The 1,404-nt window shown below is 47.5% G+C and carries 3 protein-coding genes; all 3 read right to left on the bottom strand.

Features of this window, described 5'->3' with window-relative positions; genetic code table 11:
• A partial coding sequence (locus RTW80_RS25215) for a sugar phosphate nucleotidyltransferase (protein ID WP_162822687.1) occupies positions 1 to 76 on the bottom strand: 76 nt, incomplete at its 3' end.
• A 279-nt stretch (positions 77 to 355) separates the two neighbouring features.
• Positions 356 to 640, bottom strand: a complete 285-nt coding sequence (locus tag RTW80_RS25210) for a hypothetical protein (protein ID WP_021543358.1) — start codon at positions 638 to 640, stop codon at positions 356 to 358.
• A gap of 705 nt (positions 641 to 1,345) precedes the next feature.
• Positions 1,346 to 1,402 (bottom strand): IS1 family transposase, encoded by a 57-nt coding sequence (locus tag RTW80_RS31755; RefSeq protein WP_003032489.1) that lies wholly within the window; start codon positions 1,400 to 1,402, stop codon positions 1,346 to 1,348.
• Positions 1,403 to 1,404: the final 2 nt, after the last annotated feature.

The following is a 1,404-nucleotide window of genomic DNA, read 5'->3' as shown; positions in this document are numbered from 1 at the left end:
GTTTCGGATAAAGCTCGCGAGACATCGGCCAGAGACGACTGCCGGTACCGCCAGCCATAATTACAGGAAGTAACATAATGAGATCCTTAAATAAATAATTGCTTTATTTTACTATCAATCAATCGACCGTCAGGTGGCGTGGCCTTTTTGAGGCACGCTACCGCCATTGGCTGTCGCAACCAAAATGCGTACTGCTCCCGTGCTCCAGGCTAAGCGCCACCCTCTTTCGCTTCAGGCTGTCGGCAGATCGTTCAGTCAGCGGCAACAATGACAGTCTGGCGGAACGCGTGTCCTGAAAACCTAAAAGCAGAGATATACCTTCAGGCATATCTCTGCTTTTAACATGTATCTTCCCTCACATGGCCGCCAAACGCATCACACTTTCCGCATTTGCCGCCGGGTTAACCATCAGGACTTTCTCAATTACGCAGGGCAAAACGCATGCCCTTACCGCCACCGAAAAAAGCGCAACGGGCGCCCAGCCGATGCTGGCAACCGTCAGAAAGGAGCGTTTACGACGTGGGGAAAGATAAGAAGAGACATCGTCTTCACCGCCAGGAAGACCGCGCGCGTTCAGGCTTGATGGCCCTTTGCACACGGCGGCGGCGCTATGTTCCGACAGGTGGGATAAACGACTCATGCTCTACAATGCACATTCCACAAAGAAAATCGTCCGCAGATTATAGCGCTGGACGCCGGGAATAAAAATAAAAAAGCCTACTGATTAATAGATTACTCAAATAATACATATCTTAAACATTCATTAAACAAAAATAAGTCTATGATATAAAAGACAAAACGAAGGAAAGCATGGCGCGATTTTTGCCCATTTGCTAAATGTTCCGCTGTCGAAAAATATAACTTTAAGCAAAATTACGCCGTCCCGGAGGGTATTGGCTGCCTTTAGGGTATCGCCACGAATCGCTAAACCACCGACCGCTCACAAAGTTATTATTCGGATGCTAACAGTCAAATGAGAAATGTTGTTATTTATCACCTTTTGCCACGGTTATTTTGCCAGAAAAAACGTCCTTCACCTCACGTCTGGCGGACATGACGCGGCAAAGCAAGTGATCCCAACCGCAAGCCAGTGTAAAATCGGCACTTATGTAGAACGGACTGAACACTCTTGCTCTTAGGGGCTGACAAACTGGTACACCTACGTAATCTCATCGCCACGAGATGCCGACCACTATTTGCACACTGCATCCTTTGGCTACAACTCACTGGTTGAGATGATGGACTTTAAATCCTCTCTGGAAGAAGCTCTAGGATTGAAGCAAAGAAGAATAAGATGCCCATCTAGTCGCGTGATGTGCTGGACGCCAGGGGTAATGACTCCAACTTATTGATAGTGTTTTATGTTCAGATAATGCCCGATGACTTTGTCATGCAGCTCCACCG

Source organism: Escherichia sp. AM3 (genome assembly GCF_032029835.1).
GTDB classification, from domain to species: domain Bacteria; phylum Pseudomonadota; class Gammaproteobacteria; order Enterobacterales; family Enterobacteriaceae; genus Escherichia; species Escherichia coli.
Note: the sequence above shows the minus strand (reverse complement) of the source record. Positions and strands in the feature narration are given on the sequence as shown.